The sequence below is a fragment of the Enterobacter sp. MG-EB028 genome, assembly GCF_056673305.1.
Genome location: NZ_CP195079.1, coordinates 3,266,013 through 3,284,005, shown reverse-complemented (window position 1 = coordinate 3,284,005; position 17,993 = coordinate 3,266,013). Strand labels below are relative to the sequence as shown.

At 56.0% G+C, this 17,993-nt stretch carries 16 protein-coding genes and 1 tRNA gene; 6 read left to right on the top strand and 11 right to left on the bottom strand.

The window, feature by feature from the left end; genetic code table 11:
- The first annotated feature begins 201 nt into the window (after positions 1 to 201).
- A complete protein-coding gene (locus ACR42C_RS15560; protein WP_010433451.1) occupies positions 202 to 462 on the top strand; it encodes a DUF2534 family protein in 261 nt (86 codons plus the stop codon).
- Positions 463 to 586: 124 nt separating this feature from the next.
- A complete protein-coding gene (locus ACR42C_RS15555; RefSeq protein ID WP_479984304.1) occupies positions 587 to 1,774 on the top strand; it encodes an MFS transporter in 1,188 nt (395 codons plus the stop codon).
- A gap of 37 nt (positions 1,775 to 1,811) precedes the next feature.
- Here ACR42C_RS15555 and ACR42C_RS15550 read toward each other — a convergent pair.
- The 3 genes from ACR42C_RS15550 to ACR42C_RS15540 all read right to left on the bottom strand — a co-directional run bounded on the left by ACR42C_RS15550 (position 1,812) and on the right by ACR42C_RS15540 (position 3,967).
- Positions 1,812 to 1,888, bottom strand: a tRNA-Pro gene (locus tag ACR42C_RS15550).
- A gap of 71 nt (positions 1,889 to 1,959) precedes the next feature.
- Positions 1,960 to 3,720, bottom strand: coding sequence for an LPS biosynthesis-modulating metalloenzyme YejM (yejM, locus tag ACR42C_RS15545; RefSeq protein ID WP_316379360.1), 1,761 nt, complete (start codon positions 3,718 to 3,720; stop codon positions 1,960 to 1,962).
- A gap of 19 nt (positions 3,721 to 3,739) precedes the next feature.
- Positions 3,740 to 3,967 carry a YejL family protein gene (locus tag ACR42C_RS15540; protein ID WP_163330254.1) on the bottom strand — a complete coding sequence of 76 codons (228 nt, stop codon included), beginning with the start codon at positions 3,965 to 3,967 and terminating at the stop codon, positions 3,740 to 3,742.
- A gap of 134 nt (positions 3,968 to 4,101) precedes the next feature.
- Between ACR42C_RS15540 and yejK the strand changes: the two genes are divergently transcribed.
- Positions 4,102 to 5,109: a nucleoid-associated protein YejK gene (yejK, locus tag ACR42C_RS15535; protein ID WP_116338645.1), complete on the top strand. Its 1,008-nt coding sequence runs from the start codon at positions 4,102 to 4,104 to the stop codon at positions 5,107 to 5,109.
- Positions 5,110 to 5,160: 51 nt separating this feature from the next.
- Here the strand turns inward: yejK and rplY are convergent, their stop codons facing one another.
- Together rplY and radD are read right to left on the bottom strand one after the other, a co-directional pair.
- A complete protein-coding gene (gene rplY / locus ACR42C_RS15530) occupies positions 5,161 to 5,445 on the bottom strand; it encodes a 50S ribosomal protein L25 (protein ID WP_061097582.1) in 285 nt (94 codons plus the stop codon).
- A 124-nt stretch (positions 5,446 to 5,569) separates the two neighbouring features.
- Positions 5,570 to 7,330, bottom strand: a complete 1,761-nt coding sequence (gene radD / locus ACR42C_RS15525) for a DNA repair helicase RadD (RefSeq protein ID WP_316379361.1) — start codon at positions 7,328 to 7,330, stop codon at positions 5,570 to 5,572.
- 151 nt (positions 7,331 to 7,481) lie between these two features.
- Here radD and rsuA point away from each other — a divergent pair, with 151 nt between their 5' ends.
- The 3 genes from rsuA (at position 7,482) to ACR42C_RS15510 (ending at position 10,024) form a co-directional block, all read left to right on the top strand.
- The gene (rsuA, locus tag ACR42C_RS15520) at positions 7,482 to 8,189 is read left to right on the top strand and encodes a 16S rRNA pseudouridine(516) synthase RsuA (protein ID WP_116338649.1); all 708 of its coding nucleotides are present in this window, start codon (positions 7,482 to 7,484) and stop codon (positions 8,187 to 8,189) included.
- 15 nt (positions 8,190 to 8,204) lie between these two features.
- Complete coding sequence (locus ACR42C_RS15515; protein ID WP_163330252.1) at positions 8,205 to 9,401, top strand: Bcr/CflA family multidrug efflux MFS transporter; 1,197 nt, start codon at positions 8,205 to 8,207, stop codon at positions 9,399 to 9,401.
- A gap of 278 nt (positions 9,402 to 9,679) precedes the next feature.
- Positions 9,680 to 10,024 carry a YejG family protein gene (locus ACR42C_RS15510; RefSeq protein WP_028013883.1) on the top strand — a complete coding sequence of 115 codons (345 nt, stop codon included), beginning with the start codon at positions 9,680 to 9,682 and terminating at the stop codon, positions 10,022 to 10,024.
- A gap of 3 nt (positions 10,025 to 10,027) precedes the next feature.
- Here ACR42C_RS15510 and yejF read toward each other — a convergent pair whose 3' ends face one another.
- The 6 genes from yejF to mepS all read right to left on the bottom strand — a co-directional run bounded on the left by yejF (position 10,028) and on the right by mepS (position 17,881).
- Positions 10,028 to 11,617: a microcin C ABC transporter ATP-binding protein YejF gene (gene yejF, locus ACR42C_RS15505; RefSeq protein WP_479984303.1), complete on the bottom strand. Its 1,590-nt coding sequence runs from the start codon at positions 11,615 to 11,617 to the stop codon at positions 10,028 to 10,030.
- Position 11,618: 1 nt separating this feature from the next.
- Positions 11,619 to 12,644 (bottom strand): ABC transporter permease, encoded by a 1,026-nt coding sequence (locus tag ACR42C_RS15500; RefSeq protein WP_116338655.1) that lies wholly within the window; start codon positions 12,642 to 12,644, stop codon positions 11,619 to 11,621.
- Positions 12,644 to 13,738: a microcin C ABC transporter permease YejB gene (locus ACR42C_RS15495; protein ID WP_116338657.1), complete on the bottom strand. Its 1,095-nt coding sequence runs from the start codon at positions 13,736 to 13,738 to the stop codon at positions 12,644 to 12,646. Before ACR42C_RS15495 ends, ACR42C_RS15500 begins: the two co-directional genes overlap by 1 nt.
- A gap of 9 nt (positions 13,739 to 13,747) precedes the next feature.
- Positions 13,748 to 15,553, bottom strand: a complete 1,806-nt coding sequence (locus tag ACR42C_RS15490) for an extracellular solute-binding protein (protein ID WP_116338659.1) — start codon at positions 15,551 to 15,553, stop codon at positions 13,748 to 13,750.
- A 74-nt stretch (positions 15,554 to 15,627) separates the two neighbouring features.
- Positions 15,628 to 17,184, bottom strand: a complete 1,557-nt coding sequence (locus ACR42C_RS15485; RefSeq protein WP_163330249.1) for a cyclic di-GMP phosphodiesterase — start codon at positions 17,182 to 17,184, stop codon at positions 15,628 to 15,630.
- Between the two features lie 127 nt (positions 17,185 to 17,311).
- The gene (mepS, locus tag ACR42C_RS15480; protein ID WP_116338663.1) at positions 17,312 to 17,881 is read right to left on the bottom strand and encodes a bifunctional murein DD-endopeptidase/murein LD-carboxypeptidase; all 570 of its coding nucleotides are present in this window, start codon (positions 17,879 to 17,881) and stop codon (positions 17,312 to 17,314) included.
- Positions 17,882 to 17,993: the final 112 nt, after the last annotated feature.

The following is a 17,993-nucleotide window of genomic DNA, read 5'->3' as shown; positions in this document are numbered from 1 at the left end:
CTTTATGTCAAAACGGTCCTGCACAGACTAACATAACGCGTATGAATGATTAGTGTGATTTACTTACATTTTCATTATGTGCAGCGTAATAAACCTGGTGTTATCCATTTTGGCAGGAGTTTGTACTGATGTGGAGTGTGGCGGGCGTTCGTGTTATTTTAGACCCTCTATTATGTTATTCATCTGTGAAAGGGAAGAGAGATGGTTCGTGCAAAACTGAAAACACCTGAAGGCCGCAAGTTCCTCCTGGCGCTGCTGGTCGTGTTTATGATTGCTGCCGCGTGCGTCGGGCGGGCCACCATTGTTGGCGTCATCGAACAGTACAACATTCCTCTCTCCGCCTGGACTACCAGCATGTATGTGCTGCAGTCGGCGATGATCTTCGTTTACAGCCTTGTCTTCACCGTTCTGCTGGCCATCCCGCTGGGCATTTTCTTCCTGGGCGGACGTGATAAGCACTAAGCATTTATCTGCTATAAGAAGCCAGCCTGCGGGCTGGCTTTTTTTATGCCTGATAATTTTTATTCTCTTTTCCAGGATATTCTGTTCCGCATAAGCTTGTTCGCCATAAAGCAGGAGAGGCTCAATGTTATCCCGGTTTGCAACGCTCAGCCGGATCCCGAAAGGCGTCTGGGTTGTGGGTGGGGTCAGTATGTTGATGGATATCTCCTCTGAGATCATTCACAGTCTGCTCCCGTTGTTTATGGTCACAACGCTGGGTGCCAGCGTGCTTTTTATTGGTTTGATTGAAGGCCTGGCTGAAGCCACCGCGCTGTTTATCAAAGTTTTTTCCGGGGCAATCAGTGACTACCTGGGCAAGCGTAAAGGGCTGGCGGTACTGGGATACGGTCTTGGCGCGGTGAGTAAGCCGTTGTTCGCTATAGCCTCTTCCTCCGGCATGATTCTTGGGGCACGCTTGATTGACCGGGTAGGGAAGGGGATCCGGGGGGCGCCGCGTGATGCGCTGGTCGCTGACGTTACGCCGCCGGAACTTCGCGGCGCGGCCTTTGGTCTGCGTCAGTCGATGGACACTATCGGCGCATTTCTCGGGCCGCTGCTGGCCGTCGGCTTAATGCTGCTGTGGAATGGTGATTTTCGCACTATTTTTTGGGTGGCGGTGTTCCCCGGCGTCCTCGCCGTTGCACTGCTTTTTTTCGGTCTGCATGAGCCGAAAACCCCTGTCGAACATAAGCGAACAAATCCCATCAAAAAAGAGAACCTCAGGCGCCTCGGGAAAGGCTGCTGGTGGGTTATTGGCCTGGGTGCCATCTTCACGCTCGCGCGTTTCAGTGAAGCATTTCTCGTGCTTCGCGCACAGCAGACGGGGGTGCCGCTGGCGCTGATCCCGCTGGTGATGGTGGCCATGAATCTGCTTTATTTTCTCTCGGCATATCCGTTTGGCAAGTTGTCCGACACGATGAGCCACACCCGGCTGCTGCAGTGGGGGCTGGTGGTTCTGATTGGGGCAGACATTGTGCTGGCGCTTAGCACCCACTGGACGGGCATTGTGTTAGGCGTCGCGCTGTGGGGTGTTCATATGGGGATGACGCAGGGGCTACTGGCGGCAATGGTTGCGAAAACGGCTCCTGCGGATCTGCGCGGTACGGCGTTCGGTATATTTAGCCTGGTCAGCGGCGCGGGATTGTTAATCGCCAGCCTGGGAGCCGGGGCAATCTGGGAAACCTTTGGAGCATCGTATACGTTTTGCGCCGGAGCGGTGATTTGTCTGGCGACTCTGATCTATCTGGGTAAAACACCGGACGAGGCGAAATAAAAAACCAGCCATAAGTGGCTGGTTTTCAATATGTTTTTGGTCGGCACGAGAGGATTTGAACCTCCGACCCCCGACACCCCATGACGGTGCGCTACCAGGCTGCGCTACGTGCCGACGCATAAAAAGATACTACTCGATTCCGTTTCGAATGCAAGGGAATCTGTCGCTAACTGGTTTATAATTAATCAGTTAGCGATAAAACGCTTCTCATCCGTCAGAACCTGCAGCAGCAGACTCAGCTGCGGCTTCTGGTCCTTCAGCCGTTCACCCTGCAGATTATAGGTCTGATAGTTCCCGTTGCTGTTCAGCACCAGCGTCAGCTTCGGCGTGGTCACCACCAGCGTGTTACGGTCTGCTGCCGTCACCCAGTTATGACGTCGTACCGCGCTGAAGAGATCCTGCCCCTGAGAATACTCGTTTGCTGGCGTGCTGACGTGCAGCAGGCGCTGCATCAGGGTCGTCATGACGTCTTTATGTTCTGTGAGCATATTGATGCGCTGCGCCGGCGTTCCCGGCCAGTGGATCACCAGCGGAACGTGCAGGTTCGGACGTGACCAGCTCATGCTCTTCGTCTCGTCGCCTAACGGTACCCCATGCCCCGCGGTCACAATCACGACGGTGTTATCAAGCTTTCCTGATTCACGTAGCGCGTCAAGCACGCGGCCAATCTGTGCGTCAACATCGCCGGCCGCACGGCCGTAGCGGCGCGCAAAGCCTGCCTGGTTGCTGTCGTTAAGCGTTGTGCCGTTAAAGGCCACCCACGAGAACCAGCGGTTATCTTCCTGCGCGTAGCGCTGCAGCCAGTTTATCCACTGGTTTGCGGTCTGGGCATCAGACTGGCTCTGCGCGGCAGGCAGGGAGAAATCAGAGAGCAGCGCCTGGCGGTACAGTGAACTGTTGAAGCCGTCCGATGAGAACAGCCCTAACTGATAGCCCTGCTGATTAAGCCCGGTGATCAGCGCCGCAGGAATGCGCGCAGACAGCACGCCGTCCATATATCCGGCAGAAATGCCATAGAACAGGCCAAAGATACCCGCATCGGTTGAGTTACCGGAGCTCATATGCTGGGTAAACGACACGTTTTGACTCGCGAAATCGGCCAGCGCAGGCATCTGCTTCTCGTAACGGGAATAGTTCAGGCCATCAACGGTGATCAGCAGGACGTTTTGCCCGCGTCCCATATCGCGATAGCGCAGATCGCTCAGTGGATACTGCACGCTAACCGCTTCCGGATTACCCTGTTCGACCAGACGGCGCTGATACTCCTGGGCATCGAGCAGGCCGTGCTTCTCAAGGAAACGACGGGCCGTCATTGGATAAGAGAGCGGCAGGTTAGCGCGCTGCATGGTAATAGGGCGATAGAAGTTCGCATCCGCCCAGATATACATAATGTGCGAACTGATAAATGAGACGAAAAAGAGCGCGGCCACAGGCTTCGCGTAATGGCGGCGTCGGGTCAGGCTGCGGAGCTTTTGCCAGCTCCAGGTGGCAAACAGCATCTCAATCAACAGGATCACCGGGACGCTGATGAACATCAGCTGCCAGTCACGGGCCGTTTCGTTCTGGTCCGGGTTTATCACCAGTTCCCAGACAATAGGGTTGAGATGCAGGTGGAAGCGGGTGAACACTTCACTGTCGATAAGCAGCAGCGTCATCCCCACCGTCGCAAGGATGGCGGACAAGAACCGCATCAGGCGCTGCGACATGACGATAAACGTCAGAGGAAACAGGATCAGCAGATAGGTGGCGAATACCAAAAAGCTAAAGTGGCCGACAACGCTTATCCAGGAGTAGACACGCCCGGTTAGCGTTGTAGGCCAGTCTGCGACAAACAGATAACGACAGCCAATTACCGTCGCTAGCAGAATGTTGAACAGGGCAAACCAGTGTCCCCAGCTGACCATCTGGGAGACTTTTTCACGGTAGCGCTGACGATTCGTCACCATAAACTGTTGTTCGTTTCCCTTAATGGGCCTGGTCGTTGCTGACGGATGACTGTAATGCCTGGGCGAAAGAGTTGGCGATCGCCTGACGCTGAGCCGGAGCAACGCTGGTGTTGATAAGGTTGGTGACCATATTTCCCAAAACCATCAGGGAGAGATCGGTCGGCGTTTTATGTTTTTCCAGTACGTTGACCAGCTCACTGAGCAGTTGTTCAACGTGTTCATCACTGTAGCGGGAATGTTGTGGCATAAATCAAAATCAGTTTGTTGATGAAAGGGCAACATATTACCGTAGCAACAGCTTTTTTTCCCCTTTTTTATCTGTTGTTGCACACATGTCCTGGTGGTGGTTGAATACCGCCCGGTCTAAAAGGAGAGTTTATCATGAGTCTGGAAATCAACCAGATTGCCTTGCACCAGCTTATCAAGCGTGATGAGCAAACCCTTGAAGTGGTGCTACGCGATTCGTTACTGGAACCCACGGCAACCGTTGTGGAAATGATGGCAGAGCTGCATCGCGTTTACAGCGCCAAAAATAAAGCCTATGGTCTGTTCAGCGAAGAGAGTGAGCTGGCCGATAGCCTGCGTCTGCAGCGTCAGGGCGAAGAGGATTTCCTGGCGTTTAGCCGCGCCGCAACCGGGCGTCTGCGCGACGAGCTGGCGAAATATCCGTTTGCCGACGGCGGCATCGTCCTGTTCTGCCACTATCGTTATCTGGCGGTCGAATACCTGCTGGTCAGCGTGCTGAATAACTTAAGCAGCATGCGCGTGAACGAGCAACTGGACATCAGCTCAACGCACTATCTGGATATCAACCATGCGGATATTGTGGCGCGTATTGATTTGACCGAGTGGGAAACCAACCCGGAGTCGACCCGCTACCTGACCTTCCTGAAGGGGCGCGTGGGCCGTAAAGTAGCGGATTTCTTTATGGACTTCCTCGGTGCCAGTGAAGGCCTGAACGCCAAAGCGCAGAACAAAGGGCTGCTGCAGGCTGTTGATGACTTCACGGCTGAAGCGCAGCTCGATAAATCTGAACGCCAGACCGTACGTCAGCAGGTTTACAGCTACTGCAACGAGCAGCTGCAGGCGGGGGAAGAGATTGAGCTGGAGTCCCTGTCAAAAGAGCTGGCTGGCGTCAGCGAAGTGAGCTTCCAGGAATTCACCGCTGAGAAAGGCTATGAGCTTGAGGAGAGCTTCCCGGCGGATCGCAGCACGCTGCGCCAGTTAACCAAATTTGCCGGCAGCGGCGGTGGGTTAACCCTCAACTTTGACGCCATGCTGTTAGGTGAACGCATTTTCTGGGATCCGGCCACCGACACCCTGACCATCAAAGGCACGCCGCCGAACCTGCGCGATCAGCTTCAGCGCCGCACCTCTGGCGGTAAATAACAGGCATAAAAAAACCCCGCAGCTGCGGGGTTTTTTTCGACTGGTTTGCGATTACGCGCGAACGAAGTCGATGTGAGTCAGTTTTGGCTTGAACGCGTGACGCTGAACAGCCTGAACTTTCACTTTTTCTTCTTTACCGCCAACAACGATGGTCAGAACTTCGCTGTAGAACTCAGCTTTGTTCTGCATGTTCCATACTTTGTCGTGATCCAGTTCGATAGCAACTGGAGCAGCTTCGCCACCGTAAACGATAGCCGGGAACTTGTTAGCGGTACGCAGGCGGCGGCTCGCACCCTTACCCTGCACGTTACGTACTTCTGCTTCGATAGTGAACATTGATTTCTCTCTGTATTTAAAACCCTACTACAGGCGACCCAGCAGCAGGTGAGTGTTCTGCCTCACGGATGTGAAGCGGGCGGCATTTTATACTCAAATGCCGCTCACATCAATGAAAAGTCCGCTAACCGCGCAATTCATTTGCCCGACGATAGCGGCCTTCATAGTCAAAGATCTTCTCGCGAACCTGCCAGAACTGGCCTTTCTTGCGGGCGACTACGAAGTCGGGGTGGCGCAGCAGCACCTGCTGATGAACGATATCCGCTACGGTTATCCAGCGCAGCGGCACGCCAGGCGTACGGGTATGCGGGCGGATAAACAGCTGCTCAAATGCCGTGCGCTGGGCAGGCGTCTGAACCCTGAACCGTTCGCTGACGTCAGCGCCATCCTCGTCGTAATAGGTGATTTTCAGCCATTCGCCTTTTTCATCCGCGCCGGGCTGCAGCGCCATGCCGGAGCAGCGCAGCACCAGCGCATCTTTCAGCTTCAGTGCCGCTTTCAGCATGTCGTCCGGGTCGACCAGCACCGTGTCGCACTCGCGGCAGCGGCGGGCGGCGATGTCATTTTCGGCGTTGCACTGCGGGCAGTTTTTGAAGCGGAAGCGGAAATCGCACTGCTCGCGATGTCCCTCATCATCTTCAAACCAGCCCTGACAGCGGCGGCCAAAGTGTTCAATCAACGTGCCGTCGGCGGTGGTTTTTCCCCAGAATGTGTTGGCAAAGCCGCAGGCCGGGCAAAACACCTGCACCGGCACGTTGTCGCTTTTGCCTTTCGGCGTGCCCACTTCGGGGGAGTAGAGATCGTGCGGGTTACCCGCGTAATCGAGGATCAGACAGTCGGTTTTGCCCGGCGCCAGGCGCAGGCCACGGCCGACAATCTGCTGATACAGGCTGACGGATTCGGTTGGGCGCAGAATGGCGATTAGATCGACGTGCGGTGCATCGAAACCGGTAGTCAAGACAGAAACGTTGACCAGATAACGGAACTGCTGCGCTTTGAAGGCTTCAATCAGCCTGTCGCGCTCCGGACCGGGCGTTTCGCCGGTGATCAGCGCCGCGTCGTTTGCGGGCAGCAATCCGGTAATTTCGCGAGCGTGCTCAACGGTGGCGGCGAAAATCATTACCCCTTTGCGCGTCTGCGCAAATTCTTCGATCTGGCTAATGATATGCGGAGTTATGCGCTTCTGCTTTTTCAGCTCCTGATTGAGGTCAGCTTCGCTGAACAAGCCGTTGCTCTGCGCCTGTAACCGGCTGAAATCATACTGCACCACCGGCATATCCAGCCGCTCGGGCGGCGTCAGGTAGCCGTGCTTAATCATGTAGCGCAGCGGAAGTTCATAGATACAGTCGCTGAACAGCGCTTTCTCGTCGCCGCGCACCATGCCGTGATAATGAAAGCGATAGATCCAGCCTTTGCCCAGGCGAAACGGGGTTGCCGTCAGGCCGAGCAGGCGTAAGTGAGGGTTCACCTCTTTCAGGTGAGTGAGGATTTGCTGATACTGGCTGTCGTCGTCATCGCTGATGCGGTGACACTCGTCGACAATCAGCAGCGAAAACTCGCTGCGGAACAGATCCAGGTTGCGGGCCACGGACTGTACGCTGCCAAAAACCACTTTGCCGTGGCTCTCTTTGCGCTTTAGACCGGCCGCGAAAATATCGGCTTCCAGCCCCAGCGCACAATACTTAGCATGGTTTTGCGCTACCAGCTCTTTGACGTGCGCCAGCACCAGCACGCGACCGCGCGCCAGGCGGGCCAGCTCGGCAATAACCAGGCTCTTGCCTGCACCGGTCGGGAGGACAATGGCCGCCGGCTCCCGGTGTTTACGGAACCAGGCGAGGGTCGCGTCAACGGCTTCCTGCTGATAGGGACGAAGTGTAAAAGTCATGGGGTCTCGGTTTCGTTAATCCGCATATAGTATGCCACGAAACTTTTTCCCTTGAGTGGCGCAACCAGACCATTATACTGAACCGTTCCAGACTGCTTCTTTTTCGGACGCACGGTCCGACTTCCAGCACCATTAAGGCTAAAAAGATTTCATGCGACTTGATAAGTTTATCGCTCAGCAACTTGGCGTAAGCCGCGCTATTGCCGGGCGCGAGATACGCGCCAGCCGCGTTACCGTGGATGGCGACATTGTGAGAGACAGCGCGTTCAAACTGCAACCTGACCATCAGGTGGAGTACGACGGCAATCCGCTGACCCAGCAGCACGGTCCGCGCTATTTCATGCTCAACAAGCCGGAAGGCTACGTCTGCTCAACGGACGATCCGGATCATCCGACGGTGCTCTATTTCCTCGACGAACCGGTGGCGCACAAGCTGCACGCTGCGGGTCGCCTCGATATCGACACCACCGGTCTGGTGCTGATGACCGACGACGGGCAGTGGTCGCATCGCATTACTTCCCCGCGTCACCACTGTGAGAAAACCTATCTGGTCACGCTGGAGTCGCCGGTTGCTGATGACACGGCAGAGCACTTCGCGAAAGGCGTGCAGCTGCATAATGAAAAAGATCTGACTAAACCGGCGGTGCTTGAAGTCATCACCCCGACGGAGGTCCGTCTGACCATCAGCGAAGGGCGTTACCATCAGGTTAAACGTATGTTTGCCGCGGTGGGGAACCACGTTGTGGGCCTGCACCGTGAACGCATCGGTGCGATCGCGCTCGATCCCGACCTTGCGCCAGGCGAATACCGTCCGTTAACGGAAGAAGAGATTGCCAGCGTCGGTCTGCCTTCGCATTAATTTCAGGAGAACTCTGTGACCACCAGGCCACACTCGTCGTTCAAAATTGTCTTCATTCTTGGCCTGCTGGCGATGCTGATGCCGCTGTCTATCGACATGTATCTGCCTGCGCTGCCGGTGATTTCCGCGCAGTTTGGCGTACCGGCAGGCAGCGCTCAGATGACGCTCAGCACCTATATTCTCGGTTTCGCTCTCGGACAGCTTTTATACGGCCCAATGGCCGACAGCCTTGGGCGCAAACCGGTGATTCTGGGCGGGACGCTGGTCTTTGCGGCCGCTGCGGTCGCCTGTGCGCTGGCGCAGAGTATCGATCAGCTGATCGCCATGCGCTTCCTGCACGGGCTGGCCGCTGCCGCTGCGAGCGTGGTGATCAACGCCCTGATGCGCGATATCTACCCGAAAGAAGAGTTCTCCCGCATGATGTCGTTTGTCATGCTGGTGACGACGATTGCGCCGCTGGTGGCCCCGATGGCCGGTGGTGCGGTGCTGGTGTGGTTTAGCTGGCATGCGATTTTCTGGATCCTGGCCCTGGCCGCACTGCTGGCTTCGGCGATGATTTTCTTCTTTATTGATGAAACGCTGCCCGTCGAGCGCCGCCAGAAATTTCATATTCGAACCACGATAGGTAACTTTGCCTCGCTGTTTCGCCACAAGCGGGTGCTGAGCTACATGCTGGCGAGCGGGTTCAGCTTTGCCGGAATGTTCTCCTTCCTGAGCGCCGGGCCGTTTGTCTATATCGAACTGAACCACGTTTCGCCACAGCACTTTGGCTATTATTTTGCGCTCAATATCGTCTTCCTGTTTGTCCTGACCATCATTAACAGCCGCTTTGTCCGGCGGGTGGGCGCGCTGAACATGTTCCGCGCCGGGCTGTGGATCCAGTTTGTGATGGCGGTCTGGCTGGTGGTGAGCGCGTTCCTGGGCGTGGGGTTCTGGGCGCTGGTGATCGGCGTGGCGGCGTTTGTCGGCTGCGTGTCGATGATCTCGTCCAATGCGATGGCGGTGATCCTCGATGAGTTCCCGCACATGGCGGGGACCGCATCGTCATTGGCGGGAACCTTCCGCTTCGGGATTGGTGCCATCGTCGGGGCGTTACTGTCTATGGCAACCTTCAGCACGGCCTGGCCCATGCTGTGGGCGATGGCATTTTGCGCAACCAGCTCCGTTCTCTTCTGTCTTTACGCCAGTCGGCCGCGAAAAGCGGCTCGCTAACCACAGAGAAGGCCCGGAAGGGCCTTTTTTGTTGATACACATCAACCAAACCCGCGTTCGTTTATCCCGTGTTTGTTTATTTTATGTAAAATCTATTTATGTAAAAAGTCACATCATTGTATTCAAAAAGGTTGAGTTAGATCGCAGAAACGGGTACATATAGCGCCGACGCGAGCCTCGATACCGATAAAAAAGCGCTGAATAGTGCAGGTTGGCGATGATGTGTTACTATAAATGTAAATAAATTGTGAAGTAAATTTTGCTTCCGGGGAACGAACGTGAATACATTACAACTCTCCATTGTCCATCGCTTGCCCCAGAGCTACCGCTGGTCGGCGGGTTTTGCAGGTTCGAAAGTTGAACCGATTCCGCAAAGCGTCGCGGGCTGTGAGAATTGCCTGGTTGCGCTCAAGCTGCTGAGCCCGAGCGATGAAAATGCGTGGCGGGTGATGGAGCGTCTCAGCCAGGCTTTGACGGATATCGAAGTGGACAGCTCCGTACTGGAGTGCGAAGGGGAGCCGTGCCTGTTTGTGAAAAGCCAGGACGAATTCGCCGCGACCTGCCGTCTGAAAAACTTTGGCGTTGCAATTGCTGAGCCTTTCTCCGGCCAGTATCCGTTTTAAGCGCTAGTCTGCCGCGAGCAGCTGGCGCGTGTAGCTCTGCGTTGGCGCAGTAAATACGCGCTGGCAATCCCCCTGTTCGACCACCTCACCCTGTCGTAGCACAATCACCTGATGGCACAGCGCCCGAACCACCTGTAGATCGTGGCTGATAAAGATATAGGCCAGCCGGTGCTTTTCCTGTAGCCCTTTCAGCAGCGCCAGGATCTGCGCCTGTACGGTTCTGTCCAGGGACGAGGTTGGTTCATCCAGAATAATCAGCTCCGGTTTCAGGATCAGCGCGCGGGCAATGGCGATGCGCTGGCGCTGTCCGCCGGAAAATTCCGCAGGGTAGCGGTGGCGGGTCTCGGGATCTAAGCCCACTTCAGCCATGACCCGCATCACCTCCTGTTCCCGCTGCTGCGCGCTCAGCTCAGGCTGATGAACGCGCAGGCCCTCTTCGATAATCTGCAATACGCTGAGGCGCGGGTTAAGCGAGGAGTTGGGATCCTGAAACACCACCTGCATGCGGGGCCGCACGGGCAGCATCTGGCGGCGGTTCCAGCGGTGCAGCGGCATATCGTCAAACAGGATCTCGCCCTCTGAGGCAATTAAGCGCAGCAGCGCCAGACCGGTAGTGCTTTTACCCGAACCGGATTCGCCTACCAGCCCCAGGGATTCACCCGGACGCAGCGAGAAGCGGATATTTTTCAGGACCGGATTCTGGTCGACGATGCGCCGCAGAATGCCTTTGCGGATCGGGAACGAGACGGATAAATCATCAACGCGCAGCAGCGGTGTGCTGTCTGCCGTGAGTGGCACCGGGTCGCCGGAAGGCTCGCTGTCGAGCAGGCGCTGCGTATAGGGGTGCTGCGGGGCGTTCAGCAGCGTGGATGCGATATTCTGTTCAACGCAGCGTCCGTTTTGCATTACCGCAACGCTGTCGGCCAGCTTTTTCACGATGCTCAGGTTGTGCGTGATAAACAGCAGGCTCATGTTCAGCTCGTCACGCAGCTCCCGCAGCAGCGTCAGAATTTGCGCCTGCACTGTTACGTCCAGCGCCGTCGTCGGCTCGTCGGCAATCAGCAGCTCTGGCCGGGTGAGCAGGGCCATGGCGATCATCACCCGCTGGCGTTCGCCGCCGGAGAGCTGGTGCGGAAAATCATTCAGCCGTTTGGCCGCGTTGCGTATGCCTGTCCGTTCCAGACAATCCAGAATTTCGCCCCGCGCGGCCTCTTTGCGCATGCCCCGGTGCAGAGAGAGCACTTCATAGAGCTGTTTTTCCAGGGTATGCAGCGGGTTGAGAGAGACCATCGGCTCCTGGAAGATCATGGCGATTTTATTGCCGCGGATCCCGCGCAGGGTTTGCTCATCCGCGTGCAGCAGCGAAGTGCCGTGAAACAGAATATCCCCTTGCGGGTAGCTCACCGGCGGAGAAGGCAGCAGACGCAGGATGGAGAGCGCCGAAACGCTCTTGCCTGAGCCGGATTCACCCACCAGCGCCAGAGTTTCACCGCGCTGGATCTGCAGCGACAGGTCAGTGACTACGGTCCGCGTCTCGCCCTGCTTCGAGAAGGCAATCGACAGGTTATCAATACTGAGAAGAGGCTGCGTCATCTTATACCGCCTTGTTGGGATCGAAGGCATCGCGTACGGCTTCGCCGATAAAAATCAGCAGCGAAAGCAGCACGGCCACGGAAAGAAAGGCGGTGATGCCCAGCCACGGAGCCTGCAGGTTGTTCTTGCCCTGCAACAGCAGTTCGCCGAGCGACGGCGACCCCAGCGGCAGGCCGAAGCCCAGAAAGTCCAGCGAGGTGAGGGTGGTGATGGAGCTGCACAGAATAAACGGCAGGAAGGTGAGCGTTGCTACCACGGCGTTAGGCAGCATATGGCGGAAGATGATTCCCCGGTCGCTCACTCCAAGCGCCTGCGCGGCGCGGATATAGTCGAAATTACGGGTGCGCAGAAACTCTGCCCGCACCACGCCTACCAGCGCCATCCAGCCAAACAGAACGGTGATGCCCAGCAGCCACCAGAAGCTCGGCTGCACCACGCTGGAAAGCAGGATAATCAGAAACAGCGTTGGCATACCAGACCAGACTTCGATGATACGCTGACCCCACAGATCAATTTTCCCGCCGTAGTAGCCCTGAACGGCACCGGCCACCACGCCCATTACGCTGGAGAAGATCGTCAGCATCAGCCCAAAGAGAATAGAAATCCGCGTACCGTAGAGAATGCGCGCCAGCACGTCGCCGCCGTTAGCGTCCGTCCCCAGCCAGTTTTGCGCAGAGGGCGGAGAAGGGAAGGGGGTCGTGGTCGCGAAGTTAATGCTGTTGGCACCAAAGCGCACCGGCGCCCAAAGGGCCCAGCCGTGCTGTTCGATCTGCTGGCGCAGCCACGGATCCTGATACTCCGCCGGCGTCGCAAACGGGCCGCCGAAGTCGCTTTCACTGTAGTTGGCCAGTACCGGCACATACCAGCGGTCGTTAAAGTGCACCAGCAACGGTTTGTCGTTGGCGATCAGCTCTGAACACATGCTCAGGACAAACAGGACAGCAAAAATCCACAGCGACCAGTAGCCGCGGCGGTTATGGCGAAAACGGGCCCAGCGGGCCTGGTTAACGGGGCTTAAACGCGGCATCAGCGGCCCTCAAAATCAATTCGGGGATCGACCAGCGTATAGCTGATATCACTGACGATATTCAGCAGCAGGCCAATCAGGGTGAAAATATAGAGCGTGCCAAACATTACCGGATAATCGCGCGACACGGTGGCTTCGTAGCCCAGCAGGCCGAGACCGTTAAGCGAGAACATCACCTCAATCAGCAGCGAGCCGGTAAAAAACATGCTGATGAACGTGGCCGGAAACCCGGCAATCACCAGCAGCATGGCGTTGCGGAAGACGTGTTTCCACATAATTTGCTTCTCGCTGACCCCTTTGGCGCGGGCGGTCACGACATACTGCTTGCGAATTTCATCGAGAAACGCGTTTTTGGTCAACATGGTCAGGGCGGCAAACCCGCCGATCACCGTTGCCAGAACCGGCAGCGTGATATGCCAGAGATAGTCGGTGATTTTCTGGTACCACGGCAGCGTGCTGAAATCGGCGGAGACCAGCCCCCGCAGCGGGAAGATGTCGAAGTAGCTGCCCCCGGCAAAAAAGACGATCAGCAGGACGGCAAACAGAAACGCCGGAATAGCATAGCCGATGATGATAAAGGTGCTGCTCCAGATATCGAAGCGGCTGCCGTTATGCACCGCTTTACGGATCCCAAGCGGTATAGAGACCAGATAGATAATCAGCGTCCCCCACAGCCCCAGCGTGACCGAAACCGGCAGGCTTTGCTTGATCAACGTTAACACGGACGCACTGCGGAACAGGCTATCGCCAAAATCAAAGCGGATATAATCCCAGAGCATCTTGAAATAGCGCTCGTGAATTGGCTTATCAAAGCCGTAGCGATGGGTGATCTCGGCGATCACCTCAGGATCCAGCCCGCGCCCGCCGCGGTAGTGGCTTTCACTGATATTCCCCACGCCGGTGCGAGCATGGCTCGCGCCCATGCCTTCTCCGCCGCCACCAGGCATGCCGCCGCTGTTACCAAACTCAATGGCGGCAATAGCCTGATCGACCGGGCCGCCGGGAGCAATTTGCACGATAAAAAAGTTAATGGTGATAATGGCCCACAGCGTGGGAATGACCAGCAGAAGACGGCGTATTAAATAGGCACCCATGATAATTCCTTATCGCCGCTCGGCGGGCAGTCTGGCGGCTTTATTTACGTCATACCACCAGGTGTCAAAGCCCAGCGAATAGACAGGGCGCACGGCAGGCACGGAGAACTTGTCCCAGCGTGCAAGCCGGTCTTCGCCCATATACCACATCGGTAGCATGTAGTAGTTCCAGGTTAAGACCCTGTCGAGGGCGCGACCGAGCGGCAGAAGTTTTTCTTTATCGCCCTGCGCCGCCACAATTTTCGCAATCAGGGCATCAATCGCCGGGCTTTTTACCCCGGGCGCATTGTAGGACGAGTCGATGTAGCTGGAGGCCCAGGAGATTTGCAGGTCCGAGCTGGGCCACGGCTGCGCGGGCCACAGGCGCTGCATCATGTCGTAATCACGGCTGCGCATGCGGTTGGTGATCTGCGCGTTATCAACCTGACGAATATTCATGGTGATCCCCAGCCGCGCAAGGTTGTGTTTAAACGGCAGCACCCACTGATCGTTGCCGCCGGAGGAGAGCAGCAGTTCAAAGCTTAAAGGCTTGCCGGTTTTCGCATCGACGCGCTTCTGATTCTTCAGCTGCCAGCCTGCCTCATCCAGCAGCTTGCTGGCCTTCAGCAGATTGTCGCGGTCGTACCCGTCCCCTTTTGAAGCGGGCGGCTGAAACACCGTGGTAAATACCTCCGGCGGCACGTCCGCTTTCAGCGGCGCCAGCAGGACCAGTTCGTCGGCTTTCGGGTAATCCCGCGCGGCATATTCGGTGTTCTGGAAATAGCTGTTCGCACGGCTGTACGCCCCGTAAAAAAGCGCTTTGTTCATCCATTCAAAATCAAAGGCCAGGGAAATCGCTTCCCGAACGCGGCGGTCTGTAAATACCGGGCGCTGAATATTAAATGCCAGCCAGCGCGTGTCCTGGGCGGATTCGTTTTTATGCTCGTCTTTCACGATGTAGCCTTTCGTGAAGTTTTTGCCGATATAGCGGGTCGCCCAGTTTTTGGCGCTGCTCTCCACGCGTAAATCGAATGCGCCGGCCTTGAAGGCTTCAAACGCCACGTTATCGTCGAGGTAGTAGTCATAGCGAAGGGTGTCGAAATTCCAGCGCCCGCGGTTTACCGGCAGGTTAGCCGCCCAGTAGTCTTTCACGCGGGAATAGACCACGTACTGCCCCATGCGCCAGTCGGTAATGCGGTAAGGGCCGCCGGCCAGCGGTGGCGTGGAGAGCGGGTCGCTTAACTTATGGCTTTTCCAGAACGATTCAGGCATAACCGGCAGCGAGAACAGGCTGAGCATATTCTCTTTGTTCGGTTCGCTCAGCTCGATGCGTACGGTGAGCGGCGCAATGGCGCGCACCGTTGTGCCTTTATACACAATGCGGAACTGGGGAACGCCTTCGGTCATAAATTTATGAAACGTAAAGGCCACGTCGCTGGCCCTGACCGGCGTGCCGTCGTGAAAGCGGGCCCGGGGGTTTAGGGTAATTTCGGCCCAGGCGAAGTTATCCGCGTAGCGCACGTTATCGGCAATCAGCGGGTAGTAGCTGCCGGGCTCATCATCAGACGTCACAAAAAGCGTGTCGTAGAGCGATTCTGTTCGCGCCGCGGCCACCCCGCGCAGGGCGAAGCGGTTAAAGTTGTCGAACGTTCCCGTCGCCGAGAGCGTGACCTTTCCACCCTTAGGGGCGGCAGGATTGACGTAATCGAAGTGCGTAAAATTGACCGCGTATTTGGGCTCGCCAATCACGGCGAACGCGATGTTCTCTTTGATGGTTTGCGCCTGGCTGGACAGGCTCACTACTGCCAACCAAAGCAACATAAAGCGCATAAACATCTCGCGGCGGCTCCCTTTTTTACAGACCGGCTCAGTAAAGCTGAATAATAAGTGACGCCACCGGCAATGTGAAATTATTCACCGTCAGGCGACAGCGTATTTTGCCACGTGCGGAACTGCTCCAGCGGCATCGGGCGGCTAATCCAGTACCCCTGCAGGTAATTAACCCCATGCTCGCGCAGCCAGGCCGCCTGTTCCGGCGTTTCCACCCCTTCCGCAACGGTCGACATATTCAGTCGTCTTGCCAGCGTCAGTACGGCATCCAGCACCGGGGAGGTCACGGTTTCTGTGCCAATGGCGTTGACGAAACCACGGTCGATTTTCAGGTAGTCCATGGTGAAATGTTCAAGATAAATCAACGCGCTGTGGCCGGTGCCGAAATCGTCGATGGCAATTTCAAACCCTTCGTTATGCAGCCATTCGAAGAGGCTGTTAGCTTCCCGATGGTTAAGCATGTCGCGCTCGGTAATTTCCAGTACGATCTGGAAGTAATCAGGCGGCAGCAGGGCTTTGAAGGTGCGCATATCGTCTTTGAAGCTTTCCGCATGCAGATGCCCCGGCGCGATATTAATGCCCACTTTCGCACCCGGCGGCAGCACGGTCTGTAACACTGGCGCATCGTGAATAATCAGGTCAAAAAGATGCAGCGTCAGCGGGACAATCAGCTTCTGCGCTTCGGCAAAATTGATAAAAGCGTCCGGCGGGATCTCACCCATGGTCGGGTGCTTCCAGCGCATCAGGACTTCAAGCCCGGTCATCCTGAGCGATTTGGCATCGACAACGGGCTGATAAACCACATAGAACTGGCCGCGCTTGATGGCGCTCAGAATTTCTTTGCCCGGATTGAGACGCGTCGTGAGGATGTAGAAGTTCAGCGACCCTGCCGCAATCCCGCACACCAGCCCGAAGAACAGGGCATAGAGGATCTCATCGCTTGTCCACTCCTCGGCGTACAGGTTGATGGTCAGAGGAACGTCTTTGAGCGTCGCGGTGCGCGCGGGAGTCTCGTGCAAATCCTGCGCCCTGACGAGGGTGCTCGATCTGGTGGATAACGCATTGTCGCCGATGATAATCGCGATACCTGCAAACTCGTCCTGACGCGCGGTATAAAGCAGGTATGGCGTCAGGTTAAGATTCACTGAGGTGAATACGCCGCCGTCTTTCACGAGCGGGTTACGATACCAGATGGCAATCGCGGGTTTATTGGGCAGCATGGGGGTGCCGGGGAGCAGCGCGACATCAACCTGCTTGTTGATGTGCAGCTCGGGTATCAGCTCCTCCATCGGGGCATTCATTGGCCCTGTGGCTGACGAGCAGAACGCCATTTTGTCTCTGACCAGCAGGAAGGCACGCACGTTGAGGCTGAAGGCTGCGCGCGAGGTTAGCTCCGCGTTAACGTCATGGCAATTATTGAGCGTGAGCGGCTGAAGCACGTCGATCGAGGCTTTTAGCTCGTCAAAATAGCTATCCATGTAGATGCTCACATCCTTGATCAGCGTATCGAATCGAATTTCCCGCTTGTGGTAGCTCCAGAGAAATTGCAACGAACCCAGGAGCAGGGCGGCAATCAGGCCGGTAATGATACTGAGGATCAGTATCTTTCGATGACTGGAAAAGTAGCGGGTGAGCATAAACGTCGTGGTTCCTGAATTGCCGCTGATAGTATTCATTGTAACGGGCAAAAAAAAACACCGCCGAAGCAGTGCTTTTTTTTATTGTATCGCCAGCCAAGGGATAACCAACGATACAATCATCATATTAACTGCGGGTCAGTACGCGTCGCGCTTCGTTGTAGCGCTTCTTCCAGTACGGTTCATTCATGCTGGAAATAGTCACACCGCTGCTGGTGGAGGCATGTACAAACTGGTCGTTACCAATGTAGATACCCACGTGTCGACCTGTCGAACCCGCACGGAACAGAACTAAATCGCCGGTGCGCAGTTTGGAACGTGAAATCGACTTGCCCATCTCCTGCTGTTCGTAGGTCGAACGCGGAAGGTCTAACCCAAATTGTTCACGGAACGTACGCTGTACAAAACTGGAACAATCAATGCCTTTTTTGGTACTGCCGCCAAGACGGTAACGCACGCCTTTCCAGTCAGCATACTGGTCCATAATGCGGGACTTCACGTCCAGATTACGTACCATATTTTCAAATTCATCCTGAGAGGCTTGCAGTGATGAGGCGTCTTCCATTCCCACAACACGCGTCTCAGGATGCATATTCTTTGCGGTGTTCGATGTACTACATGCAGATAACAGTACCGCGACTGCTATCGCCGGGATCCCCCGTAAGATATATCTCAGAAACGGTTGAGATTTGACCATTTTGTTTATTTTCCCTTGAAGTCCTTAACGACAAATATCGTTATAAAAATGCCAAACGTGACGAGACTAATTATCTGTTCACAATGAGACAATTGTTTCTGGCGACATTTGT